At 75.5% G+C, this 22,391-nt stretch carries 25 protein-coding genes and 1 tRNA gene; 19 read left to right on the forward strand and 7 right to left on the reverse strand.

The annotated features are described in order from the left end of the window. The first annotated feature begins 115 nt into the window (after positions 1-115). The 7 genes from rplU (at position 116) to nadD (ending at position 6,054) form a co-directional block, all read left to right on the forward strand. A complete protein-coding gene (gene rplU / locus ACFVXN_RS16985; RefSeq protein WP_389235515.1) occupies positions 116-424 on the forward strand; it encodes a 50S ribosomal protein L21 in 309 nt (102 codons plus the stop codon). 63 nt (positions 425-487) lie between these two features. Next, complete coding sequence (gene rpmA, locus ACFVXN_RS16990) at positions 488-745, forward strand: 50S ribosomal protein L27 (RefSeq protein ID WP_389235164.1); 258 nt, start codon at positions 488-490, stop codon at positions 743-745. Positions 746-919: 174 nt separating this feature from the next. Then, positions 920-2,431 carry a GTPase ObgE gene (gene obgE / locus ACFVXN_RS16995; protein ID WP_389235167.1) on the forward strand — a complete coding sequence of 504 codons (1,512 nt, stop codon included), beginning with the start codon at positions 920-922 and terminating at the stop codon, positions 2,429-2,431. A gap of 116 nt (positions 2,432-2,547) precedes the next feature. Beyond that, positions 2,548-3,687 carry a glutamate 5-kinase gene (gene proB, locus ACFVXN_RS17000; RefSeq protein WP_389235170.1) on the forward strand — a complete coding sequence of 380 codons (1,140 nt, stop codon included), beginning with the start codon at positions 2,548-2,550 and terminating at the stop codon, positions 3,685-3,687. 82 nt (positions 3,688-3,769) lie between these two features. Then, positions 3,770-5,170 (forward strand): glutamate-5-semialdehyde dehydrogenase, encoded by a 1,401-nt coding sequence (locus ACFVXN_RS17005; protein ID WP_389235173.1) that lies wholly within the window; start codon positions 3,770-3,772, stop codon positions 5,168-5,170. Positions 5,171-5,270: 100 nt separating this feature from the next. After that, complete coding sequence (locus tag ACFVXN_RS17010; protein ID WP_389235176.1) at positions 5,271-5,426, forward strand: hypothetical protein; 156 nt, start codon at positions 5,271-5,273, stop codon at positions 5,424-5,426. A 25-nt stretch (positions 5,427-5,451) separates the two neighbouring features. Next, positions 5,452-6,054: a nicotinate-nucleotide adenylyltransferase gene (nadD, locus tag ACFVXN_RS17015; protein WP_389235179.1), complete on the forward strand. Its 603-nt coding sequence runs from the start codon at positions 5,452-5,454 to the stop codon at positions 6,052-6,054. A 64-nt stretch (positions 6,055-6,118) separates the two neighbouring features. Here the strand turns inward: nadD and ACFVXN_RS17020 are convergent, their stop codons facing one another. Further along, complete coding sequence (locus tag ACFVXN_RS17020; RefSeq protein ID WP_389235182.1) at positions 6,119-6,682, reverse strand: hypothetical protein; 564 nt, start codon at positions 6,680-6,682, stop codon at positions 6,119-6,121. A 511-nt stretch (positions 6,683-7,193) separates the two neighbouring features. Between ACFVXN_RS17020 and ACFVXN_RS17025 the strand changes: the two genes are divergently transcribed. From ACFVXN_RS17025 to ACFVXN_RS17040, 4 genes are all read left to right on the forward strand, one after another. Further along, positions 7,194-7,511 carry a hypothetical protein gene (locus ACFVXN_RS17025; protein ID WP_389235185.1) on the forward strand — a complete coding sequence of 106 codons (318 nt, stop codon included), beginning with the start codon at positions 7,194-7,196 and terminating at the stop codon, positions 7,509-7,511. 37 nt (positions 7,512-7,548) lie between these two features. Continuing rightward, positions 7,549-7,938 (forward strand): ribosome silencing factor, encoded by a 390-nt coding sequence (gene rsfS / locus ACFVXN_RS17030; RefSeq protein ID WP_389235188.1) that lies wholly within the window; start codon positions 7,549-7,551, stop codon positions 7,936-7,938. After that, positions 7,935-8,630 (forward strand): histidine phosphatase family protein, encoded by a 696-nt coding sequence (locus tag ACFVXN_RS17035; protein ID WP_389235191.1) that lies wholly within the window; start codon positions 7,935-7,937, stop codon positions 8,628-8,630. Before rsfS ends, ACFVXN_RS17035 begins: the two co-directional genes overlap by 4 nt. An 87-nt stretch (positions 8,631-8,717) precedes the next feature. Continuing rightward, positions 8,718-8,790: transfer RNA gene (locus ACFVXN_RS17040), tRNA-Ala, on the forward strand. A gap of 78 nt (positions 8,791-8,868) precedes the next feature. Here ACFVXN_RS17040 and ACFVXN_RS17045 read toward each other — a convergent pair. Next, positions 8,869-9,807: a ribokinase gene (locus tag ACFVXN_RS17045; protein WP_389235194.1), complete on the reverse strand. Its 939-nt coding sequence runs from the start codon at positions 9,805-9,807 to the stop codon at positions 8,869-8,871. 105 nt (positions 9,808-9,912) lie between these two features. Between ACFVXN_RS17045 and ACFVXN_RS17050 the strand changes: the two genes are divergently transcribed. Further along, positions 9,913-10,773 carry a hypothetical protein gene (locus ACFVXN_RS17050; protein WP_389235197.1) on the forward strand — a complete coding sequence of 287 codons (861 nt, stop codon included), beginning with the start codon at positions 9,913-9,915 and terminating at the stop codon, positions 10,771-10,773. 13 nt (positions 10,774-10,786) lie between these two features. Here the strand turns inward: ACFVXN_RS17050 and ACFVXN_RS17055 are convergent, their stop codons facing one another. Next, a complete protein-coding gene (locus ACFVXN_RS17055) occupies positions 10,787-11,461 on the reverse strand; it encodes a transcriptional regulator (RefSeq protein WP_389235200.1) in 675 nt (224 codons plus the stop codon). A 113-nt stretch (positions 11,462-11,574) separates the two neighbouring features. Here ACFVXN_RS17055 and ACFVXN_RS17060 point away from each other — a divergent pair, with 113 nt between their 5' ends. The 5 genes from ACFVXN_RS17060 to ACFVXN_RS17080 all read left to right on the forward strand — a co-directional run bounded on the left by ACFVXN_RS17060 (position 11,575) and on the right by ACFVXN_RS17080 (position 15,323). Next, on the forward strand, positions 11,575-12,420 hold the full coding sequence (locus tag ACFVXN_RS17060) for an NAD-dependent epimerase/dehydratase family protein (RefSeq protein WP_389235202.1): 846 nt from the start codon (positions 11,575-11,577) through the stop codon (positions 12,418-12,420). Between the two features lie 45 nt (positions 12,421-12,465). Next, positions 12,466-12,945: an NUDIX domain-containing protein gene (locus ACFVXN_RS17065; protein WP_389235205.1), complete on the forward strand. Its 480-nt coding sequence runs from the start codon at positions 12,466-12,468 to the stop codon at positions 12,943-12,945. A gap of 29 nt (positions 12,946-12,974) precedes the next feature. Next, positions 12,975-13,583 (forward strand): GNAT family N-acetyltransferase, encoded by a 609-nt coding sequence (locus tag ACFVXN_RS17070; RefSeq protein WP_389235208.1) that lies wholly within the window; start codon positions 12,975-12,977, stop codon positions 13,581-13,583. A gap of 111 nt (positions 13,584-13,694) precedes the next feature. Beyond that, complete coding sequence (locus tag ACFVXN_RS17075) at positions 13,695-14,333, forward strand: hypothetical protein (RefSeq protein WP_389235212.1); 639 nt, start codon at positions 13,695-13,697, stop codon at positions 14,331-14,333. Between the two features lie 81 nt (positions 14,334-14,414). Next, the gene (locus ACFVXN_RS17080; RefSeq protein ID WP_389235215.1) at positions 14,415-15,323 is read left to right on the forward strand and encodes a VOC family protein; all 909 of its coding nucleotides are present in this window, start codon (positions 14,415-14,417) and stop codon (positions 15,321-15,323) included. 99 nt (positions 15,324-15,422) lie between these two features. On the opposite strand, the gene ACFVXN_RS17085 is transcribed toward ACFVXN_RS17080, so the two are convergent. Then, complete coding sequence (locus ACFVXN_RS17085; RefSeq protein WP_389235218.1) at positions 15,423-16,454, reverse strand: glutathione S-transferase family protein; 1,032 nt, start codon at positions 16,452-16,454, stop codon at positions 15,423-15,425. Positions 16,455-16,578: 124 nt separating this feature from the next. On the opposite strand from ACFVXN_RS17085, the gene ACFVXN_RS17090 reads away from it, so the two are divergent. Beyond that, complete coding sequence (locus tag ACFVXN_RS17090; RefSeq protein ID WP_389235221.1) at positions 16,579-18,345, forward strand: hypothetical protein; 1,767 nt, start codon at positions 16,579-16,581, stop codon at positions 18,343-18,345. On the opposite strand, the gene ACFVXN_RS17095 is transcribed toward ACFVXN_RS17090, so the two are convergent. The 3 genes from ACFVXN_RS17095 to ACFVXN_RS17105 form a co-directional block, all read right to left on the reverse strand. After that, the gene (locus ACFVXN_RS17095; protein ID WP_389235224.1) at positions 18,332-18,958 is read right to left on the reverse strand and encodes a hypothetical protein; all 627 of its coding nucleotides are present in this window, start codon (positions 18,956-18,958) and stop codon (positions 18,332-18,334) included. The genes ACFVXN_RS17090 and ACFVXN_RS17095 overlap by 14 nt on opposite strands. A 69-nt stretch (positions 18,959-19,027) precedes the next feature. Continuing rightward, positions 19,028-20,227 carry a hydroxymethylglutaryl-CoA synthase gene (locus ACFVXN_RS17100; protein WP_389235227.1) on the reverse strand — a complete coding sequence of 400 codons (1,200 nt, stop codon included), beginning with the start codon at positions 20,225-20,227 and terminating at the stop codon, positions 19,028-19,030. Positions 20,228-20,456: 229 nt separating this feature from the next. Further along, positions 20,457-21,611 carry a hydroxymethylglutaryl-CoA reductase gene (locus ACFVXN_RS17105; protein ID WP_389235230.1) on the reverse strand — a complete coding sequence of 385 codons (1,155 nt, stop codon included), beginning with the start codon at positions 21,609-21,611 and terminating at the stop codon, positions 20,457-20,459. Between ACFVXN_RS17105 and ACFVXN_RS17110 the strand changes: the two genes are divergently transcribed. Further along, the gene (locus ACFVXN_RS17110) at positions 21,610-22,386 is read left to right on the forward strand and encodes an LLM class F420-dependent oxidoreductase (RefSeq protein WP_389235232.1); all 777 of its coding nucleotides are present in this window, start codon (positions 21,610-21,612) and stop codon (positions 22,384-22,386) included. The genes ACFVXN_RS17105 and ACFVXN_RS17110 overlap by 2 nt on opposite strands. Positions 22,387-22,391: the final 5 nt, after the last annotated feature.

The following is a 22,391-nucleotide window of genomic DNA, read 5'->3' on the forward strand; positions in this document are numbered from 1 at the left end:
CACTGTCAGCGCCGACGTCCCGAAGCTGCTGCCACCGCGGTGGCGCGCCGGGGCCCGGCCGCAGTCGGGGCGCCCCCCTGAACCTGTAGTTCGACGAGCAGAGATGAGCATCAACGTGGTGTACGCGATCGTGAAGGCCGGCGGCCGTCAGGAGAAGGTCGCCGTCGGCGACGTCGTCGTCGTTGACCGCATCGCGGCGGAGGCGGGCGCGACGGTCGAGCTGCCCGCGCTCCTGCTCGTCGACGGCACCGCCGTGACGTCGGACGCGGCCGCCCTGGCCAAGGTCAAGGTCACCGCCGAGGTCGTCCAGGCCGAGAAGGGCCCGAAGATCGACATCCTGCGGTACAAGAACAAGACGGGCTACCGCCGTCGCCAGGGTCACCGCTCGCGCCTGACCCGCCTCAAGGTCACCGGCATCGCGTGACCGCGCGGGCCTCGGCCCGAGCACCCGTCCCCGTAGACAGCACCGCAGGAAAGCGAGCCTGAGATGGCACACAAGAAGGGCGCGAGCTCCTCGCGCAACGGTCGTGACTCGAACGCCCAGCGCCTCGGCGTGAAGCGCTTCGGTGGCCAGGTCGTCAACGCCGGCGAGATCATCGTCCGCCAGCGTGGCACCCACTTCCACCCCGGCGTCAACGTCGGCCGTGGCGGCGACGACACCCTGTTCGCCCTCACCGCCGGTGCGGTGCAGTTCGGCACCCGTCGCGGCCGCAAGGTCATCGACATCGTGGCGGCCGCGGTCTGACCGCACGCACACGTCGGCCGAAGGGGCGTACCGCACGCGCGGTGCGCCCCTTCGCCGTGTCATCGTGGGTCCATCCGTCCGGGTGGCCCACCGCGACGCCCCGGAGCGTCGCACGCGCCACCGTCCGGTGAGCGCAGGACCGTCCCCACGGACGGTGCGGAGGAGGAAAGACTGATGGCCGCGTTCGTCGACCGAGTCGTGCTGCACGCCAGCGGGGGAGACGGTGGGCACGGCTGTGCGTCCATCCACCGCGAGAAGTTCAAGCCGCTCGCCGGCCCCGACGGGGGCAACGGCGGCAACGGCGGCAGCGTGCGCCTGGTCGTCGACCCGCAGGTGACCACCCTGCTCGACTACCACCACGCGCCGCACCGGCACGCGCCGTCGGGCACGCAGGGCATGGGCGACCACCGCCAGGGCTCCACCGGCCAGGACCTCGTCCTGCCGGTCCCGGACGGCACCGTCGTGAAGTCCACCGACGGCGAGGTGCTCGCGGACCTCGTGGGCGCCGGCGCGGAGTACGTCGTCGCCCAGGGCGGCCACGGCGGCCTCGGCAACGCGGCGCTGTCGTCCCCGCGCCGCAAGGCCCCCGGCTTCGCGCTGCTCGGCGAGCCCGGCGACGCGGCCGACGTGGTCCTCGAGCTCAAGACCATCGCCGACGTCGCGCTGGTCGGGTTCCCGAGCGCCGGCAAGTCCAGCCTCGTCGCCGCGATCTCTGCCGCCCGGCCCAAGATCGCCGACTACCCCTTCACGACCCTGATCCCCAACCTCGGCGTCGTGCAGGCCGGTGACGCCCGCTACACCGTCGCCGACGTGCCCGGGCTGATCCCCGGCGCGAGCGAGGGCAAGGGCCTCGGGCTGGAGTTCCTGCGGCACGTCGAGCGCTGCGCCGTCCTGGTGCACGTGCTGGACTGCGCCACGCTGGAGCCCGGCCGCGACCCGCTGACCGACCTCGACGTGATCGAGGCCGAGCTCCAGGCCTACGCCGGCGACCTCGGCATCGAGGGGGGCCGCGTCCCGCTGACCGAGCGCCCCCAGCTCGTGGTGCTGAACAAGATCGACGTCCCCGAGGCCCGCGAGCTCGCCGAGCTGGTCCGTCCCGACCTGGAGGCCCGCGGCCTGCGGGTGTTCGAGGTGTCGACCGCCAGCCACGAGGGCCTGCGCCCGCTGACGTTCGCGCTCGCCGGCCTGGTCGACCAGGCCCGCCGCGAGGCGCCGCAGCCGGAGGCGACCCGCGTCGTGCTGCGGCCCAGGGCCGTCGACGACGCCGGGTTCACCGTCACCCGCCGCATCGACGCCGACCACGAGTACTTCCAGGTCCGCGGCACCAAGCCCGAGCGCTGGGTCCGGCAGACCGACTTCACCAACGACGAGGCCGTCGGCTACCTGGCCGACCGGCTCGCGCGGCTCGGCGTCGAGGAGAAGCTGCTCGCCGCCGGGGCGGTCGCGGGCGCCGAGGTCGTCATCGGCGACGGGCCGAGCGCGGTCGTGTTCGACTGGGAGCCCACGCTGCTGACCGGCTCGGAGCTGCTCGGCGGCCCGCGCGGCAGCGACCAGCGGATCGAGGAGCGCACCCGCCCCACCCGCGGGCAGAAGCGCGAGGAGTACAAGGACCGCATGGACGCGAAGGCCGAGGCCCGCGCGGAGCTGTGGACCGAGCGCGAGGCCGGTCTCTGGCGCGAGGACTGACCCCAGCCGGGTGGATCCACCCGGTCGAGTGGAGCGAAGGGCCCGACACGCACCCGGCGTGTCGGGCCTTCGCGTCCACGGCACCGCGAGGTGGATCCACAGGGGAGGATGGGGGGGTGAGTGCTGCCGCCCTGTCCGACCGTCGTCTGCTGCCCGAGGTCCGCCGCGTGGTGGTCAAGGTCGGCTCGTCCTCGCTGACCGACGAGTCCGGCAAGCTCGACCCCGCCCGGCTGCGGGCGCTCGTCGACGTGCTCGCCGCGCGCGTGAACGGCGGGCACCAGGTGGTGCTGGTGTCCTCGGGCGCCATCGCGACGGGCATGGACCCCCTCGGGCTCGCGCGTCGGCCCCGGGACCTCGCGACCCAGCAGGCCGCCGCGTCCGTGGGGCAGGGGCTGCTGGTCGCGCACTACACGCGCGCGTTCGCCGACCACGGCCTGCGGGTCGGGCAGGTGCTGCTCACCGCGGACGACACGATGCGGCGCACCCAGTACCGCAACGCGCAGCGCGCCCTCGACCGGCTGCTGGACCTCGGCATCGTGCCGATCGTCAACGAGAACGACACCGTCGCGACGGACGAGATCCGGTTCGGCGACAACGACCGGCTCGCGGCGCTCGTGTCGCACCTGGTGCACGCCGACGCGATGGCGCTGCTCACCGACGTGGACGGCCTGTACACCGGCCCGCCGAACCGGCCCGGCTCCCGGCGGATCCCGGAGGTCCGCGGCCCGAAGGACCTGGAGGGCATCGACGTCACGGCCCGGGGCAGCGGCGTGGGCACCGGCGGCATGGTCACCAAGCTCGAGTCCGTGGCGATCGCGACGGCCTCCGGCGTCCCGGTCGTGCTGACCTCGACCGCGCAGGTGGCACCCGCCCTCGACGGCGAGGACGTCGGCACCTGGTTCGCCGCGACGGGCCGGCGCGCGTCGACCCGGCTGCTGTGGCTCGCGTACGCCGCGCGCACCCGGGGTCGGCTGGTGCTCGACGAGGGCGCGGTGCGGGCCGTCGTCGAGCGCGGGAAGTCGCTGCTGCCCGCCGGGGTCACCGCCGTCGAGGGCGAGTTCGAGGCCGGCGACCCGGTCGAGATCGCCGGGCCCGACGGCACCGTGGTCGCGCGCGGCCTCGTCGCGTACTCCGCGCAGGAGGCGCCGACGCTGCTCGGCCGCGGGACCGCGGAGCTCCGCGAGGACCTCGGCGAGGGCTACGACCGGGAGCTCGTCCACCGCGACGACCTCGTGCTGGTGCGCCGCCGCCGCTGACCCGGGTCGGCTCACCCGGACGGGGGTGTCCGTCCCCCGGTCGGCCGCCCCACGTCCGGGGGACCCGGACTAGGCTGGTCCGATGACCACCTCCTTCGACGCCCCGGCCACGGGCGGGGCGTCCGCCGCCCGGCTTCCCGTGCCCTCCGCGCCGGTGGAGGCGCAGCCCCCGGTCGCCCCGGCCGCCGACGGCGCGACCTCAGAAGGCGTGCCGTCCGGCGACGTGACGGCAGCCGTGCTCGCCGTCGCCCGCCGCGCCAAGGACGCCTCGCGCGCCCTCGCCGTCGCGACCCGGGCGACCAAGGACGCCGCGCTGCACGCCCTCGCGGACGCGCTGGTCGCGCAGGCCGACGTGATCGTCGCGGCCAACGCCGACGACCTCGAGCGCGGGCGTGCGAACGGCACCTCGGCGGGCCTGCTCGACCGGCTCGCGCTGACCCCCGAGCGGATCGCCGCGATCGCCGGTGCCCTGCGCGAGGTCGCGGCGCTGCCCGACCCGGTCGGCGAGGTCGTGCGCGGCTCGACGCTGCCGAACGGCCTGCGGATGCGCCAGGTCCGGGTGCCGATGGGCGTCGTCGGGATGATCTACGAGGCGCGGCCGAACGTCACCGTCGACGCCGTGGGCCTCACGCTGAAGAGCGGCAACGCGGTGGTCCTGCGGGGCGGGTCCGCCGCGGCGAGCAGCAACGCGGTGATCGTCGCGGTGCTCCGGCGCGCGCTCGAGGAGCAGGGCCTGCCGGCCGACCTCGTGCAGTCCGTCGACGAGCACGGCCGCGCCGGCGGGGTGGCGCTCATGCACGCGCGCGGGCTGGTGGACGTCCTCGTGCCCCGCGGCGGCGCGGACCTGATCCGCACCGTCGTCCGCGAGGCCACCGTCCCCGTGATCGAGACCGGCGTCGGGAACGTGCACGTCTACGTGGACGCGACGGCGGACCCCGCGGTGGCGCTGCCGATCCTGCTCAACGCCAAGACCCAGCGGGTCGGGGTGTGCAACGCCGCGGAGACGCTGCTCGTGCACCGCGACGCGGCGGCGGGGTTCCTGCCGTCCGCGCTGGTCGCCCTGGACGAGGCCGGCGTGACGGTGCACGGCGACGCCGCGACCGCCGCGCTCGCCCCCGACGGGGTCGCCGTCGTGCCCGCGACCGACGAGGACTGGGCGACGGAGTACCTGTCCCTGGACCTCGCCGTCCGGGTGGTCGACGACCTCGACGCGGCGCTCACGCACATCCGCACCTGGAGCTCCGGCCACACCGAGGCGATCATCACCCGCGACCTGGCCGCCTCGGAGCGGTTCGTCGCCGAGGTCGACTCGGCCGCGGTGATGGTGAACGCCTCGACGCGGTTCACCGACGGCGGTCAGATGGGACTCGGCGCCGAGATCGGCATCTCCACCCAGAAGCTGCACGCCCGCGGGCCGATGGGCCTCGGGGAGCTCACCACGACCAAGTGGGTCGTGCACGGGGACGGGCACGTCCGCCCCTGACCGCGGTCGCCCATGACCCGATCGGCCCCGACCCGGCCGACCGTGCCGCGCCCGACGTGCGACACTGGACACTTACGTCGACCAGTCCCGGGAGGACCACGTGAACGTTGTGCTGCGCGCCGCCGAGGCCGCTGCCGAGCACACGACCGAGCTGCCGTTCAGCCCCGTCGTCTTCGGGCTGGTCGCGTTCGGCGTCCTGCTCGCCCTGCTGCTCGTGACCTTCGCCTTCCGGAGCGTCGGCACGCGCCACCGCTGACCCGGCAGCCAGGGACCCGCATCCGATGACGCAGCGACGAGCCCGGCTCGGTGTGATGGGCGGCACGTTCGACCCCGTGCACCACGGCCACCTCGTCGCCGCCAGCGAGGTCGCGGCGCGGTTCGAGCTCGACGAGGTCGTGTTCGTCCCCACGGGCTCCCCGTCGTTCAAGCAGGACGTGGTGGTCACACCCGCGGAGCACCGCTACCTGATGACCGTGATCGCGACGGCGTCGAACCCCCGGTTCACGGTCAGCCGCGTCGACATCGACCGGCCCGGCCTGACCTACACGGTCGACACCCTGCGGGACCTCGCGCGGGAACGGCCGGACGCCGACCTGTACTTCATCACCGGCGCCGACGCGATCGCCCAGATCCTCAGCTGGAAGGACTCGCCCGAGCTGTTCGAGCTCGCGCAGTTCGTCGCGGTCACGAGGCCGGGTCACCAGCTGGTCGTCGACGGCCTGCCCGCCGACCGGGTCAGCCAGTGGGAGATCCCCGCGCTCGCCATCTCGTCCACCGACGTGCGCGTCCGCGCGCAGGCCGGCAAGCCCGTCTGGTACCTCGTGCCGGACGGCGTCGTCCAGTACATCGCCAAGCACGGTCTGTACCGAGGAAGTCAGTCATGAGCACACCCGGGACCCCGCTGACCCGACGGGAGCTGCGGGAGCGCGAGGCCGCTCGGGTCGCCGCTCAGGAGGCGGCGGCCCAGCAGCCCGCCGCGCCCGCCTCCGGCGCGCCCACGGACCGGGCAGCGACGCCCGGACCGGCTCCGACGACCCCCGCGGCCCGCTCGACCTCCCCGGCCGGCTCGGCGTCGGCGACGTCCGCGACCCGGGCACCTGCGCCCGCGGTCCCCGCCGCTGCTCCCGCGCCCGACCCTGCTCCGACGGCCGGCGCGGCGTCGTCGCGGCGCGCGCTGCGCAACCGGCCGGTCTCCGCGGTCGGGGCGGACGGGTCGTCGTCGGCCCCGTACCAGGCGCCCGGCATGCAGCCCGACGCCCCGGTGCGGACGCGTCGCTCGATCCGGACGACCGCCCCCGAGCCGGCCACCGGCGGCGCGGCGTCGCCGTCGCCCGGCGGACCCGCGCCGGTCCCGGGCTCCGGACGGCCCGCGCCGTCGCCCGCCACGGCTCCCCGGCCGTCGCCGGCCCCGGCCCCTGCGCCGTCGTCCGCCACCGCTCCGGCGGCGCGCCCGGCGACGCCGGTGGGACGGCCCGCCGCGGTGCCCGGCATCGTCCCCGACGAGCGGGACACCCACTCGACGGGGCGGCGGTCCGGTCCCCCGTCTCCCGGCGGTGGCACCACCGAACGCCCCGCGACGCCCGCCGGCGGTCCCGCGCCAGGCGACCGGACGGGCTCCGCGGCACCGTCGCCCACCTCCTCGGCCCTCGCACCCGGGGCCGCCGCGCCCACCGCCGCCGGTCCCGCGCGGACGGCGCCACGCCGGCCGGCCGCGCCCGACGCCCGCCCGGCCTGGTCGCCGGCAGACGACACGGCGCGCACGTCGACCGGCGCCGCCGCGTCGTGGGCGTCGTCCGCTCCCGCGCAGGCCGGTCCCGGCCCCGGGCGGCCCGCCGGTGCCGAGACCGGTGCGTGGGGGTCCGCGGGGTCGTGGGCGCCGAGCGCGCCGGTCACCGCCGCGCAGCAGCCGGCGGCCGCAGCACCCCCGGCGACCACCCGCACCCCCGCCCCGGCACCCGCGGGCGCTCCCGCGACGACGCCCGGAGCGCCGGTCCCCGGTCCCGCTGCCGCGGACGACGAGGAGGTGCCGGTCCCGCAGTGGCAGTCGCTGCTCAAGGCGATGGCCCCCGCTCCGCTGCCCGAGACCCCGGCCGAGCAGACCGACCCGACCGGCACGCTCATGCACGGCGTGGAGGCGGACGAGGAGATCGACACCCTCGAGCAGCCCGAGCGGCTGCGGCGACCGCTGCCGTTCACCTGGCTGCAGTGGATCGTCCTGGCCGTCGTGGCGTTCGTGCTCGGGTTCCTCATCATCTTCGTCGCCAACACGGCGACCGGCGCCGCGGGGCCCGACGTGCCCGCCGTGGCGAGCGCGGCGTCCGACGCCGCTCCCGCACCCTGATCCTGCTCCACCCACCCCCCGAACCCCGAGGAGACCCGTGTCGGCATCCGACCGCGCCGTCGAGCTCACCGTGGCGGCCGCACGCGCCGCCGCCGACCTCAAGGCCCAGGAGATCATCGCCCTGGACGTCAGCGAGCAGCTCGTGCTCACCGACGCCTTCGTCATCGCGTCCGGCACCAACGAGCGGCAGGTCGGCGCGATCGTCGACGCCGTCGAGGAGTCGCTGCACAAGCTCGGCGCCAAGCCGCTGCGCCGGGAGGGCAAGTCCGAGGGCCGCTGGGTCCTCATCGACTTCGGCGAGATCGTCGTGCACGTGCAGCACGCCGAGGACCGCGTGTACTACGCCCTCGAGCGGCTGTGGAAGGACTGCCCGGTCATCGAGCTGCCGGCGGACGTCCACGGCACGCCCGACGAGGCGGGGGAGTGACGGCGGGTCGCGTCGTCCTCTGGCGGCACGGACGCACCGCGCACAACGCGAGCGCGCGCCTGCAGGGCCAGTCGGACATCCCCCTGGACGAGGTCGGCGTCTGGCAGGCCGAGACGGCCGCCGCGGCGCTGGCGAGCCGGTACCGGCCGACGCGCATCGTGGCCTCCGACCTCGGGCGGGCCCGGTCGACGGCCGAGGCCCTGGCCGAGCGCACCGGCCTGCCGCTGGAGACGGACGCGCGGGTGCGGGAGCGCTCGTTCGGCGACTGGGAGGGCATGACGTCGGCGGAGATCGCCGGGCGCTGGCCCGACCAGCACGCGGCCTGGGTCGCGGGGCGCGAGCCCGAGCGCGTCGGCGCCGAGACCCGCGCGGAGGTGCGCGAGCGGATGACGCGCGCGGTCACCGAGCTCGCGGGTGCCCTGGGTGCGGACGACACGCTCGTGGTGGTCTCGCACGGCGCCGCGATCAGCCTCGGGCTCACCGGCCTGCTGGGCCTGCCCGCGGACTGGAAGGGCATCTCCGGCATGTCCAACGCGCACTGGGCGGAGCTCCAGCCCGGTCGTCCCGGCTCGGGTCTGGCGTGGCGTCTGGAGGCGCTGAACGTCGGCCCGGTGCATGCGTCGTCCGACTGGAACGCGGGCCCGGACCGCCCGGCTGCGTCGATGGACGACGAGGTGCGGGACCCGGCCTGACCAGCCGATTCGCACTCTCGGCGAGGATCGACTAATGTTCAGGACGCCCGCTCAGCGGGTGGTGAGACGGCCTGCGGGCCTGATCGCGGGGCTGTGGCGCAGCTGGTAGCGCACCTGCATGGCATGCAGGGGGTCAGGGGTTCGAATCCCCTCAGCTCCACATCGGAAGCGGGCGAGAGCGAGAGCTCTCGCCCGCTTCGTCGTTCCCCGGGGTGGCACGACCAGCGGGCTCGCCGGCTCAGCCGGGCAGCGCGTCCCCGGCGGCGGGGAACGACGGCTGCGCCCCGCGGCCCCGCACCGCTGCGGCGCCCACCCGCACCGCCAGCCGGACCGCCGCGAGCAGGTCGTCCCCGGCGGCCAGCCGCGCGGCGAGCGCGCCGACGAACGCGTCGCCCGCCCCTGTCGTGTCGACCGCATCGACCCGGGGCGCCGGCTCCGGCACCATCCCGTCCGCGGACCCGACCAGCGCGCCGCGTGCGCCGAGCGTGACCACGACCGACGGGACGCCGTGCGCGAGCAGCCGGGCGACGACGGCGGCCTCGTCCGCCCCGGACGCCGGGGCCACGGTGCCCGGACCCCCGTCGAGCGCGGCGAGCACCACGGCGGCCTCGTGCTGGTTCACGACCAGCGGGTCGGCGCGGCGCAGCACCGCGGCGTCGACGTCCACCGCCGGCGCGAGGTTCACCACCAGGCGGCCACGGGTCGCGGCGGCGGCCCGCTCGGTGCCCGTGCGCGGGATCTCGCCCTGGACGACGACGACCGCCGCCGCCGCGACCACCTCCCGGTGCGCGTCGACGTGCGGACCGTCCACGTGCGCGTTGGCTCCCGGGACGACGACGATGCTGTTCTCGCCGGCCGCGTCGACGGTGACCAGCGCCAGGCCCGTCGGTCCGTCGACGACCGCCAGTGCCCCGAGGTCGACCCCGGCCGGCCGCAGCCCGGCGAGCGCGGCCTCCGCGAACGCGTCGGTGCCCACCGCGCCGACCAGGGCGGTGGGCGCGCCCAGCCGCGCCGCGGCGACCGCCTGGTTCGCGCCCTTGCCGCCCGGCAGGACGGCGAGGTCGTGCCCGAGGACGGTCTCGCCGGGGACGGGGTGCCGGTCGACGCGCGTCACGAGGTCGGCGTTGACGGACCCGACGACGACGACGCGGTGCCCGACCGCTGCTGTGCTGGTCACGCGCCCCATCCCACCACCTGCGGGCCCGACGCGGGCGCTGGTGGGCCTGCGCCGATCGGGTGGGCGATTCCCACCGGTCGGTCGGCATCGTGCATCGTTGTCCTGATGCATCAGGAGCACGAGCGCGACCTCAGGGCCGTCGGCGGGTCGCCCCGCGGCGTGTACTGGTGCGTGCTCGTGCTGAGCACGATCGTGTCCGGGTGGCTGCTCGCGCTGCCCACGGGCCTGGTGCCCCCGCCGGGCGCGGGGTCGACGCTCAGCGACGCGGGACGGGTCGGCGCCGGCGTCGCGGGCGTGCTGTGGGCCGTGGTGACGGTGACCTTCTACCGCAACTACCTGCGGGCGCCGTGGAGCGACGACGAGCGGGTGACCGTGGAGACGGTCGACGGCGAGCGGGCCGTCGTCCTGGCGTGGCGGACGACGTTCCACCGGCAGCCGCTGCTCGTGGCCGCCGTCGTCGCGTTCCTGGCGGTGCAGCTCACGGTGGTGTTCGCGGTCAACGGCGAGTCGTTCTGGTGGGTGCCGCTGGTGGTGGTCGCGCCGTTCGTGCTGGCGGTGCCGGACAAGGTGCTCGAGCTCCGACGGCCGCTGCGCCTGGTGCTGTCGCCCCGGGGGATCGGGGTCAGCGGGCTCGCGGGCGACGACTGGCTCGACTGGGCGGACGTCGACCAGCTGGAGATCGACCACGTCGAGCAGTGGGCGGTGGTCCGGGCGCGCGGCTCCGAGCGCGCCGCGTCGTGGCGGCACCGGGGTCGCCGGCGGCTGCTGACCCCGCGCCGCGGGCCCGACCTGTGCGTGGAGGTGCCGGGGCCGGCGTTCCCGGTCGACGCCCGGGCGGTAGTGCTCGCGCTCGAGCACTACCGGTCGGTGCCGCGCGCGCGGGCGGAGCTGGCGGGGGAGGCCGGGCGGCTCCGGCTGCTCGGGCGGCCCCCGCGGCGGACCGAGGGCCCGCCGGGCGCGTCCTGAGGTCGCGCCCGGGTCAGGCGTCGGCGAGGCCGAGCGTCGTCACCAGGTCGTCGTGCAGCTCGGACCACACCGCGTGGCAGGAGTCCACCCCCGCGCCCGTCACCCAGGTCGGGTCCCCGCCGAGCGCCCGGTCGAGGGCGTGGGCGAACCGGTCGGCGTAGCCGTCGAACCGGGGGAGCGTCGCCGTCAGCCACGCGGCCAGCGGGCGCAGCGACCGGCGGATCGACACGAGCTCGACGAGCAGCGTCGCGTCCCACGTCGTGTCGGTGTGGTCGTTCGCCGCGAACGGGTCGGCGCCGGTCGGGCGGAGCTGCCAGTCGGTGCAGGCGTGCCGCAGACGGGCGTCCAGCGGCCGGAGCTCGGCGTACGCGGCCCGCAGGGCGTCGGCGGCGCCCGGGGTCGCGGCGAGCTCGGCGGCCAGCAGGTGGTCGTCGTGCGCGCGGCCGGCGTCGGTGACCGCCCAGCCGTCCGGCGCCGCGCCGACTGTCCCCGCGCCGGCCGTCCCCGCGCCGACCGTCCCCGCGCCGGCCGGGCGGGTGACCCGGCCGAGCGCCTCGTGGTCCAGCAGCTGCTCGCGCACCCCCGCGGCGTCGAGGCCGGTCCGGGCCGCGACCTCCGCCGTCTCGGCGAACCCCAGCAGCCGCACGGTGTGCAGCGTCCGCAGCTCGGCGGCGGGGTCCGGGCTCATCCCGGCCCACGATGCAGCATCGTCCGGGACGCGTCAACGCGTGCGTGCGCCGCGCGCGGTGCAGCGCGCCGCCCCTGTGGACGCCGACCGCCGGGCGGGCGAGGATGGCCCGCATGACCGAGACCGTCGCCGTGACCGGCGCGCTGGGCAAGGTGGGCCGCGCGGTGGTGCAGGACCTCGTCGCGCACGGGTACGGGGTGCACGCGACCGACGCGCAGGGCCCGTTCGGGGAGCGGGCGGGGATCGGCGTCGACGTGATGCGCGCCGACCTGACCGACTACGGGCAGGCCGTCGAGGCGCTCGCGGGCTGCACCGCGGTGGTGCACCTCGCCAACATCCCGCAGCCCGGGATGGAGAACCCCGCGGACACGCTGAACCGCAACCTCGCGGCGAACGACAACGTGTTCCTCGCCGCGCAGCGCCTCGGGCTGCGCAAGGTCGCCTGGGCGTCGAGCGAGACCACCCTGGGGCTGCCGTTCGAGGTCCCGCCCCGGTACGCCCCGGTCGACGAGGCGCACTACCCGCACCCGACGACCACGTACGCGCTGTCCAAGGTGCTCAGCGAGGACGTCGCCGCGCAGGTGTCGGCGTGGTCGGGCATCCCGTTCGTCGGGCTGCGGCTGTCCAACGTGTTCCCGGTCGAGGCCTACGCGCGGGTGCGGTCGTTCCACGGCGACCCCGCGCTGCGCCGGTGGAACCTGTGGGGCTACATCGACGCGCGCGACGCGGCGACGGCGTTCCGGCTGGCCCTCGAGGCCGAGACCACCGGGTCGCAGAACGTCATCATCGCGGCGGCGGACACGATCATGGACACGCCGTCGGCCGAGCTGCTGGCGGCCGAGTTCCCGGGCGTCGAGGTCCGTCGCGAGCTCGGGACCTACGAGACGCTGCTGGCGATCGACGCGGCGCGCGAGCTCCTGGGCTTCGAGCCGCAGCACAGCTGGCGCGACGAGGTCTGACCCCGACGTCGGACCGGTCGGCCGGGCACCCGTACGATCGGGCGCGTGCCCACCCCTGACTTCGTCCTGGACCTGCGCGAGAAGATCGGCCACGAGCTGCTCTGGCTGTCGGGGGTGAGCGCGGTCGTCGTCCGCCCCGGGGCGCACGGCGACGAGGTGCTGCTGGTCCGCCGCGCGGACAACGGGGCGTGGACCCCGGTGACCGGGATCATCGACCCGGGCGAGGAGCCCGCCGTCGCCGGCGCCCGCGAGGTGCTGGAGGAGACCGAGGTCGTGGCCGTGGCGGAGCGCCTGGCGTGGGTGCACACGCTGCCGCCGATGACCTACGCGAACGGCGACCGGTCGCAGTACCTCGACCTGACGTTCCGGTTCCGCTGGGTCTCCGGCGAGCCCGGCCCGGGCGACGGCGAGAACACCGAGGCCCGCTGGTACCCCGTGGGCGCCCTCCCGGAGATGTCCGCCGAGATGCGCGCCCGCGTCGCCGCGGGCCTCGCGCTGGACGGCCCCACCCGGTTCGAGGCCTGACCGGGGTCCGCGGTGCGTAGGGTCGGGGCATGCGGCTGAGAGCGTTCGCCACCTGCGACCTGCCGGGGATGTACCGGGTGTGCCTGCTGACGGGCGACGCCGGGTCCGACGCCACGGGGGTCTACCGCGACCCGGACCTGCTCGGGCACGTGTACGCCGGGCCGTACCCGGTCGCCGACCCCGGGCTGACCTGGGTGGTCACCGACGACGCGGGTGCCGTCGCCGGGTACGTCGTCGGGACGGCCGACTCGCAGGCGTTCGCCCGCTGGCAGGAGGGGTCCTGGTGGCCGGCGCTGCGGGAGCGGCTGCCGCGACCGGACGTCGTCGACGACTCCCGCCGGGACCACGAGCTGCTGCGGATGGTGCACGACGGGGCGACCTACGACCCCGCGGTCACCGACGCGTACCCGGCGCACCTGCACATCGACCTGCTCCCGCACGCGCAGGGCAGGGGGCTGGGCCGGACGCTGATCGCGACGCTCGCGGCGGCCCTGCGCGAGCGCGGCGTCCCGGGGCTGCACCTCGGGGTGTCGGCGGCGAACACCGGGGCGATCGCGTTCTACGACCGGGTCGGGTTCCGGCCGGTGGCGACGCACGACTGGGGGCTCACCCTGGGGATGGACCTGCGGGCGCCCTGAGCCGGCGAGGTCGCGGGCCGGGGTCCCGCGGGGTGCGGGCCGCGTCGCGTACCGTGACGGTGTGCGGCGCGTCCCCGGCGCCGCCGTGACCAGCGCGAGGAAGGGCCCACGGTGAGCGACACCGGGTACGGCGACTTCGAGTTCGAGCGCCGGTTCTTCGTGCGCACGCCGCCGGCCGAGCTGCTGTCCGAGCCCGACCCGGTGCTGATCGTGCAGTCGTACTTCCTCGCCCAGGACGGGTACGCGATGCGGCTGCGCGTCCAGGCGTCGGGCCTGCGGGTCGCGCTCGGGCCGGACGCCGACCCGCTGGCGGTGCTCGACGAGGTCGGCGACGGGTTCGAGTTCTGCGCGGTGACGCTGAAGGGCCCGATGAACGTCGGCACCCGGTACGAGGCCGAGCGGGAGATCGACGTCACGGTGGGGATCGAGATGATCCGCCGCGGCGGTCTGCGGATCGTGAAGAACCGGTACTCGGTGTGGCTGGGCGCCGACGGCTGGGTGGTCGACGTGTTCGGCGGCGCGAACGCCCCGCTGGTGATCGCCGAGTGCGAGCGCTCCGGCCCGGTCACGGACCTGCAGATCCCGGCGTTCTGCGAGACCGAGGTCACCGACGACGCCCGGTTCGCGAACGACGGGCTGGCCCGCGCGCCGTACACCGGCTGGGCGGCGGAGTTCGCGCGCGAGCTCGACATTCGGGGCCCGCGGTTCCTCACCGACTTCGGCCGCAACGACGTGCAGCACCGGGGCTGACCGCACCCGTCCCCACCCGCAGGCCCGCGGTGGTCGACGCACGCCTGGTCAAAGATTGAAGGATCAACTATTGTAGCGATCATGAGCCTCGTGACCCCCGCCCACGCCCAGGACCGCCTCGCCGCCGACACCGCGATGGGTCCGGTGACCCTGCTGGTCGCGGACCTCGACCTCCAGGTCCGGTACTACCGCGACGTGATCGGCCTCGAGGTCGTCGAGCGGCCCGACGAGCGGATCGAGGGCGTCGGCCGCCCCGACGTCGTCGTGCTCGGCCGCGGCACCCTGCCCCTGATGGTGCTGCGCCACACGCCCGACCTGCCGCCCACCAGCCGCGGCCAGGCCGGGCTGTTCCACACCGCGATCCTGTTCGACACCCAGGAGGCGCTCGCGGCCACCCTCGCGTCCGTCGCCTCGCGCGCCCCGCAGACGTTCGTCGGCAGCGCCGACCACCTGGTGTCCGAGGCGTTCTACCTCACCGACCCCGAGGGCAACGGCGTCGAGCTGTACTGGGACCGCGCCCGCGAGCTGTGGGGCTACGACGCCGAGGGGCGCGTGCAGATGGACTCGCTGCGGCTCGACCCGAACGAGTTCATCCGCGGCCACGTCACCGACGCCGCGCTCGCCGCCCCCGCGGGCCGGCCCGTCGTCGGGCACGTGCACCTGCAGGTCGGCGACGTGGCCGGGGCGCGGGCGTTCTACGTCGACGCGCTCGGGTTCGACGTGATGGCCGAGTGGCACGGCGCGCTGTTCGTGTCCGCCGGCGGCTACCACCATCACATGGCGATGAACACCTGGAACTCGGCCGGCGCGGGCCCGCGCGCCTCCAGCCTGGGCCTCGGCGAGGTCACCCTGGTGGTCCCCGGGACCGACGACGTCGGCGCGCTGCGCGAGCGGCTCACGTCGCACGGCGTCGCGGTGCGCGACGACGGCGCGACGGTCACGTTCGACGACCCGTGGCGCAACGTCGTCCGCGTCCGCCCCGCGGCCTGACCCCCACCCCGGTCGCCCCGCCGGCCGAGGTCGAGGGTTTGCCTCGAGGTCGAGGGTTTCAGGGCACCCTCGTGCGCGAAACCCTCGACCTCGAGCTCGTCAGCCCTCCGGGGTGTGGGTCGGGTCGACGCGCTCGGGCTCGCGGGGCGGGGGCGGCGGGGTGCCGTCGCCGAACGGGCGGCCCCCCAGCGCCTCGCGGCCGTGCGGGGTCAGCCAGCCGCGCAGGTCGGGCCCGGCAGGGACGATCTGCGTCGGGTTGATGTCCTCGTGCACCACGTAGTAGTGCCGCTTGATGTGGTCGAAGTCGACCGTGTCGCCGAACCCCGGGGTCTGGAACAGGTCCCGCGCGTACGCCCACAGGACCGGCATCTCGGTCAGCTTGTTCCGGTTGCACTTGAAGTGGCCGTGGTAGACCGCGTCGAACCGCACCAGCGTCGTGAACAGCCGCACGTCGGCCTCGGTGATCGTGTCCCCGACCAGGTACCGCTGGCCGGACAGCCGCTCCTCGAGCCGGTCCAGGCGGGAGAACAGCCGCCGGTACGCCTTCTCGTACGCCTCCTGCGACCCGGCGAACCCGCACCGGTAGACGCCGTTGTTCACGTCGGTGAACACCGCCCGGGCGACCTGGTCGATCTCGTCCCGCAGGTGCTCGGGGTAGAGGTCCGGCGCGCCCGCGCGGTGGTGCGCGGTCCACTCGGTCGACAGGTCCAGCGTCAGCTGCGCGTAGTCGTTGGTGACGACCGCGCCGGTCGGCACGTCGACGATCGCGGGGACCGTGATGCCCTTCGGGTAGTCCGGGAACCGTCGGAGGTAGGCGTCCTGGATGCGCGGGATGCCGAGCACCGGGTCGACGCCGCCGGGGTCCAGGTCGAACGTCCACGAGCGGGCGTCGTGGGTCGGCCCGCACACGCCCAGCGAGATCGCGTCCTCGAGCCCGAGCAGGCGCCGCACGATGATCGCGCGGTTCGCCCACGGGCACGCGCGCGAGACCACGAGGCGGTAGCGGCCCGCCTCGACGGGGTAGCCGTCGCGGCCGTCCGCGGTGATCCGGGTGGTGATGTAGCTCTGGTCGCGGACGAACTCCTCGCCGGACGTCACGTACGCGCCGGCGGTGCTGTGCTCCGAGGTCATGGGGACGATCATCCCGCGTGCGCCGAGGTCGCGCTCCCGCGGGCCGGCCGTGGCCGGCCGAGCGGCGTGTCGGCGCCGGTGCCTAGAGTGGACGCCGACCCCCTGCTCCCGGCCCTGGAGACCCGTGCCCGACGCACCCGCCCCCTCGTCCACGTCCCGCCCCGCACCCGCACGCCGCCGCGCGCGGGGCCTGGCCGCCGTGGTCGCCGTGCTCGGCCTGCTGGTCGCGTGCACCGGCGGCGCGACCGACGACGCGAGCCCGTCGCCGAGCCCGACCCCCACGGTGCTGCGGGCCACGGTGACGCTCCCCGAGGCGCCCGTGACGGTCGTCCCGGACGCGAGCGCGGGCGAGACCGCCGTGGTGGTGAGCGGTGCGCTGTTCGACGAGGCCCCGGTGGCGGTGCTGGTCGCCGGGGAGGACGCGACGCTGCTGGGTCCGGCGGCGACGGCCGCGGTGGGGCTGGGCGCGCCGCTGCTCGTCGCCGGCGCACCGGGCACCGCGGAGGAGGTCGCGCGTCTGGGCAGCACCGAGGCCGTGGTGGTCGGCGACGCGGACCTCGACGGCCTGCCCGCGGACCTGCGGACCCACGCGGTCGACGACGCCGACGCGCTCGCGGACCTCGGCGTGGACGTCGGCGACCGGCAGGACGTGGCGCCGACGGCGCTCACCGCGGCGGTCGCGGCGCTCACCCGGCCCGCGACGCCGCTGCTGGTGTCCGACGACTCGGAGGCACCCGCCCCCGAGGCGTCCGCGCCCGTGACCGACGGCCCGTCCGCCGCCCCGAGCACCACCGGCGGGCTCGGCGCCGAGGGCACCACCGTCGAGCCGCCCGCCGAGGTCGAGCACGCGGCCCTGCTGGTCGACTCGGTCACCGGGTCCGCCGCGGCCACGGTCGCCGCCGCGACGGCGCGGGCCGCCGGGGTGCCGGTCGTGGACGTCCCGGGCGGCGACCCGCGCGCGACGCCCGCCACGGTGCAGGCGCTGACGGGCGTGTCGACCGTCCTCGCGGTCGGGAGCACGTTCGGGGCCGCCGAGCTGCTCGGCCCCCGGGTGGCGTCGGCCGCGACGGGCGTGGAGCTGCCGGGCGGCGGCCAGCTGGTCTTCCCGGTCGCCGGGTCCGCGCCGGGGCTGCACGCGAAGCGGTACATCGCCCTGTACGGCACGCCGGGCACGCCGGCGCTCGGGGTGCTGGGGGAGCAGGACGTCCCCGCGACGATCGCCCGGGCGCAGCAGACCGCGGCGCCCTACGACGCGATGACCGACGACACCGTGGTCCCGACCCTGGAGATCATCGCGACGGTCGCGTCCGCGGCGCCCGAGCCCGACGGCTCGTACTCGCGGGGGCGGTCGGTGGACGAGCTGCGTCCGCTGGTCGAGGCCGCGGCGGAGGCGGGCCAGGCGGTCGTCATCGACCTCCAGCCCGGGCGGACGGACTTCCTCACCCAGGCGCAGCGGTACGCGGACCTGCTCGCGTACCCGCACGTGGGCCTGGCCCTGGACCCGGAGTGGCGGTTGCAGCCCGACCAGGTGCACCTGCGCCAGATCGGCTCCGTGGGGGTCGACGAGGTCAACGCGACCGCGGCGTGGCTCGCCCAGTTCACCCGGGAGCGGCAGCTGCCCCAGAAGATGTTCCTGCTGCACCAGTTCTCGCTGCGGATGATCGCCGAGCGGGAGCGTCTCGACACGAGCCACGACGAGCTGGCGGTGATCATCCACGCCGACGGCCAGGGCTCGCAGCCCGCGAAGGCCGGCACCTGGGCGGCGCTGCGCCAGGGCGCGCCGCCGGTGCACTGGGGCTGGAAGAACTTCTACGACGAGGACACGCCGATGCTCGACCCGGCGCAGACGTGGCAGGTGCAGCCGGTCCCGGACCTGGTCACCTACCAGTAGCACGGGGGGAGTGCCGGGGGTCGTCGGCCTCCGGGCGGCGCAGCGCCGCCGCCACCCCCGCGCGCCAGCCCGGTGCCCGGCCACCCGCCGGCGGGCGGAGCTCGACGACGTCCAGCCCGGCCCGGAGCAGCAGGAACGACACCAGCGAGTTCGACGTCCACATGTCGCCGCAGCGCAGCTCGTCGCGGCCCCACACCAGGTCCGGGACGTCCGCGACGGCGGCCAGCAGCGTCGCCGTGCGCGCCCGCCCGGTCGCGACCCGCCGGACCGCGACGGCGCGCGGCAGGTCGGGGACGGTGCCGTCGTACCAGCGCCGCACCTCGTAGCGGAAGAACCGCGACCGGCCCAGCGGCCGCAGCCCGACGGGACCCTGGCGCACGACACCCCGGTCCGCGGGGTCGCCCGGGCCGTTGCCCCAGACGGGCGTCATCTCGACGGCGAACCGCTCGCCGTCGAGCGACCCGACCAGGGCCGCGTGCACCAGCGGCGCCGCCGGACGGTGCTCCCGCCGGGCATGCAGGTGCTCGTAGGCGCGGCCGCTCAGGCGGACCAGCGGTGACCCGTCGGCCCCGAGCGGGATCCAGGCGAGGTCGACGTGCGACGCGGGGACCATCCCGTCATGGCAGCACCGGGCGACGCCCCGGACGAGGGCACAAGGTCCCGCGGGTCAGGGTCCCGCGGGTCAGGCGACGGCGGCGTCCGCGACGGCGCTGCGCTCGTACAGCCGCTGGTGCCCGGTGATCGCCGCGAGCCGGAACGGGCCCCGGGTCACCTGGTCGACGTGGTGGTCGCCGCCGTCGACGGGGTTCACCGGCGCGACGATGTCCAGGTACTCGGCGTGCGAGACCTCGAGGCGGTCGTCGAGCAGACGGCGGTGCGCCGCGGTGCGCAGGTGGTCGCGGTAGCCGGGCTGGACGACGCCGGTGAAGAACTCGCCGACCGCGCCCGAGCCGTAGCTGAAGAACCCGATCCGCGAACCGGACAGGTCGTCCGCGGCGTGCTCGAGCAGGGAGACCAGGCCGATGTACATCGACGCGGTGTAGGAGTTCCCGATCTCGCGGTTGTAGCGCAGCGAGTCGGCGATCTGGGCGTCCATCACCTCGGCGTCGCGCGGTGCGCCGACCAGGCGGGTCAGGTGCGCGTGCGCCTTGACCGCCATCTTGGTGAACGGCTGGTGGTAGACGAACGCGTCGATGTCGCCGAAGGCGGGGCCGCCCTGCGCCTGGTGGTCGGCCCACGCGCCGCTGAGGGAGTCCGTGTACGCCCGCAGGGACAGCCGACCGTCGACGACGGCGGTGGTGCGGTAGTTGGGTCGCCAGAAGTCCATGACGTCGGTGGTGTGCAGCCCGGACGTCGGCTCGACGGCGACGAGGCGCGGGTTCGCGGTGACGAGCATCGCGACGGCGCCGCAGCCCTGGGTCGGCTCGCCGGAGGAGCCGACGTCGTAGCGGGCGACGTCGGAGCAGATCACGAGGACCTTCTGCTCGGGGTTGCGCGCCACGAGCGCGAGCGCCATCTGCAGCGCGGACGTCCCGGCGTAGCAGGCCTGCTTCAGCTCGACGACGCGGGCGGCGGACGACAGGCCGAGCAGGCGGTGGACGTAGACGGCCGCGGACTTCGACTGGTCGATGCCGGACTCGGTGGCGAGCAGCACCGTGCGGATCGCGGCACGGTCGTCGTCGGAGAGGTGCTCGACCAGCGGCAGCGCGGCGGCGGCGGCCAGCGTCACGACGTCCTCGTCGGGGGCGCACACGCTCATCCGGTCCTGACCCAGGCCGACGGTGTACTTGGCGGCCTCGACGCCGTGCACGGGGGCCAGGTTCGCCAGGTCGAGGTACCGGTCCGCGGTCGCGAAGGCCAGGTCGTCGATGCCGAGCTGCATGTCGGGGTGGATCCTCTCGGGCGGGGCGCCGTCCTGGGTGGTGACCCGGCCGACGGGCCCCGGGGAGGGGGACGCTGCGGCGCGAGCCGGCGCCCACGCGAGGCCCGGACGACTGTAGCCCCGCGCGCGGGCCGCGACCAGCGAGGGTCGGGGCTCTTCACGCGCCTCTCACGGAACGCGCGCCGCGCCCGGTTTCATCCCGTTCGTGAATGTGGTCACATCGGGTGCGTCAGCCCTGCGCGGGCCGGCCCCGCTCCAGGGTGAGGTGCGCGGCCATCAGCTCCCCGGGGTTGGTCTGCGCGGCCATCAGCGACAGCTCGCCGCAGAGCACCGTCGCCGCGCACAGCACCGCCAGGCGGCGGGAGCTCGCGCCGGGCTCGCGGTCCTCGCGGCAGCCCAGCCGCGTGAGGTTCTCCTCGACGAAGTCCAGGCCCTTGCCGTTGCCGACCGTCCCGACGATGAGGTTCGGCAGGGTGCAGGAGAAGTACAGGTCGCCGTCGCGGACCTCGGCGTGGGTGAGGCCCTGCGAGCCCTCGACGATGTTCGCCGCGTCCTGGCCGGTGGCCAGGTAGAACGCCAGGAGCATGTTCGCGTAGTGCGCGTTCGCCGACCGGAGCCCGCCCGCGAGCATCGTGCCGATCAGGTTCTTGCGGATGTTCAGCTGCACGACCGCCTCGGGGGTGGTGTGCAGGAACCGCTCCACGAGGCGGCGGGGGATCACGATCTCGGTGACGACGTTCTTGCCGCGGCCGAGGATGCCGTTGACGGCGGTGGCCTTCTTGTCCGAGCAGTAGTTGCCGGAGATCGAGCCGTACCGCAGCCCGGGCACGGCCGCGAGCACGTGGTCCATCAGCTTCTCGGACGCGTTGGTCACCATGTTGTGGCCCGAGGCGTCACCGGTGGTCAGCTCGAACCGCACGAACAGCAGGTTCCCCGCGATCTGGTGGTGCACGTCGATCAGCCGCGCGAACCGGCTGCTGCCCGCGACCACCGCCTCGAGGTCCGCCCGGTGCGCGGTCAGGTGCTGCACCGCCGCCAGCGCGACCCCCGCGTCGTCGGCCTCGAACAGCACCGACCGCGACATCCGCTCGTCGACCAGCGTCGCCCGGATGCCGCCCTCGACCATCGTCGAGATCCGCGCGCCGCGGCGCACCGACGGCCACAGCGGCGACTCGTACGTCGCGAGCGGCACCTCGGTCTCGCCCTCCATGACGTTGCCGCTCACCCGGACCGGGCCGACCCAGCGCAGGGGGACGGGCGCGGTGGTGTCTGCGGCGGGCATGGGGACCTCCGGGGTCGTGAGCAGGCGCGCGCCGGGCCGGCGCGACCGCCAGCGTAGACGGCACGCGGCGCCGGGCCGGTCGGAGTCGTACCGTGCTGCCATGACGCGACCCCTCCGCATCGGAGTCCAGATCCAGCCCCAGCACGCCGAGTACGCGCAGATCCGGGACGCGGTCCGCCGCGCCGAGGACCTCGGCGTGGACGTGGTCTTCAACTGGGACCACTTCTTCCCGCTGTCCGGCGACCCGGACGGCAAGCACTTCGAGTGCTGGACCATGCTCGGCGCGTGGGCGGAGCAGACCAGCCGGGTCGAGATCGGCGCGCTCGTGACGTGCAACTCGTACCGCAACCCCGAGCTGCTCGCCGACATGGCCCGCACGGTCGACCACATCAGCGGCGGCCGGCTGATCCTCGGCATCGGCGCGGGCTGGTTCGAGAAGGACTACGACCGGTTCGGCTACGAGTTCGGCACCGCCGGCTCGCGGATCGCGGACCTCGCTGCCGCCCTGCCCCGGATCAAGGCCCGGCTCGCGGCGGGCAACCCCGCGCCGACCCGGGAGATCCCCGTGCTGATCGGCGGTGGCGGCGAGAAGAAGACCCTGCGCGTCGTGGCGGAGCACGCGGACGCGTGGCACTCGTTCGGCGACCTGGACACGCTGACCCGCAAGAGCGCGATCCTCGACGAGCACGGCGCCGCGGTCGGCCGCGACACCGCGGCGCTGGTCGAGCGCAGCGTCGCCGTGAGCGCCCCGCCGGAGGAGGTCGCGGCCCCGCTGGTCCAGGCGGGCGTCACCCTCTTCACCGTCGGCGTCAGCGGCCCCGACTACGACCTCTCGCTGGTCGAGCGCTGGACCACCTGGCGCGACGCCCAGCACTGACCCGC

The sequence above is a fragment of the Cellulomonas sp. NPDC058312 genome, assembly GCF_042880135.1.
In the GTDB taxonomy this organism is placed as follows: domain Bacteria; phylum Actinomycetota; class Actinomycetes; order Actinomycetales; family Cellulomonadaceae; genus Cellulomonas.

Coding starts and splice junctions, on each gene's coding strand:
- ACFVXN_RS17060 (WP_389235202.1), top strand. CDS start 11,575: ATGACCGAGACCGTCGCCGTGACCGGCGCGCTGGGCAAGGTGGGCCGC.
- ACFVXN_RS17055 (WP_389235200.1), bottom strand. CDS start 11,461: ATGAGCCCGGACCCCGCCGCCGAGCTGCGGACGCTGCACACCGTGCGG.
- rpmA (WP_389235164.1), top strand. CDS start 488: ATGGCACACAAGAAGGGCGCGAGCTCCTCGCGCAACGGTCGTGACTCG.
- ACFVXN_RS17080 (WP_389235215.1), top strand. CDS start 14,415: ATGAGCCTCGTGACCCCCGCCCACGCCCAGGACCGCCTCGCCGCCGAC.
- ACFVXN_RS17110 (WP_389235232.1), top strand. CDS start 21,610: ATGACGCGACCCCTCCGCATCGGAGTCCAGATCCAGCCCCAGCACGCC.
- ACFVXN_RS17070 (WP_389235208.1), top strand. CDS start 12,975: ATGCGGCTGAGAGCGTTCGCCACCTGCGACCTGCCGGGGATGTACCGG.
- ACFVXN_RS17105 (WP_389235230.1), bottom strand. CDS start 21,611: ATGGCAGCACGGTACGACTCCGACCGGCCCGGCGCCGCGTGCCGTCTA.
- ACFVXN_RS17095 (WP_389235224.1), bottom strand. CDS start 18,958: ATGGTCCCCGCGTCGCACGTCGACCTCGCCTGGATCCCGCTCGGGGCC.
- ACFVXN_RS17085 (WP_389235218.1), bottom strand. CDS start 16,454: ATGACCTCGGAGCACAGCACCGCCGGCGCGTACGTGACGTCCGGCGAG.
- obgE (WP_389235167.1), top strand. CDS start 920: ATGGCCGCGTTCGTCGACCGAGTCGTGCTGCACGCCAGCGGGGGAGAC.
- ACFVXN_RS17100 (WP_389235227.1), bottom strand. CDS start 20,227: ATGCAGCTCGGCATCGACGACCTGGCCTTCGCGACCGCGGACCGGTAC.
- ACFVXN_RS17050 (WP_389235197.1), top strand. CDS start 9,913: ATGCATCAGGAGCACGAGCGCGACCTCAGGGCCGTCGGCGGGTCGCCC.
- ACFVXN_RS17005 (WP_389235173.1), top strand. CDS start 3,770: ATGACCACCTCCTTCGACGCCCCGGCCACGGGCGGGGCGTCCGCCGCC.
- nadD (WP_389235179.1), top strand. CDS start 5,452: ATGACGCAGCGACGAGCCCGGCTCGGTGTGATGGGCGGCACGTTCGAC.